At 67.2% G+C, this 229-nt stretch carries 1 pseudogene; it reads left to right on the top strand.

The annotated features are described in order from the left end of the window. Positions 1–229, top strand: a pseudogene (locus B4L26_RS10255) (potassium transporter); the annotation flags it as partial.

Genomic DNA, 229 nt, shown 5'->3' with positions numbered 1-229 from the left:
CTACACCGCCGAGGCGGAGACTGAGGCCGAAGGGGTGGTGAGCATTCCGCTGATCGGCGTCGACGATCCTGATGACCGCGTCGAAGTGCGGGCCAAGCGGCTCATCGTCGCCACTGGGGTGAACGTCCAGACCAACGACCCGTTGACGCTGTCCTCGGCTCGGGTGCACTCGATTTCGCCCGACCACGACGACCTGGCGAGCCCCGAGATGAGTGGCGGGGACGAGCCG

It is taken from the genome of Gordonia sp. UBA7599, assembly GCA_002477755.1.
Taxonomy (GTDB): Bacteria; Actinomycetota; Actinomycetes; order Mycobacteriales; family Mycobacteriaceae; genus Gordonia.
This window is presented reverse-complemented; position numbering and strand designations above follow the sequence as displayed.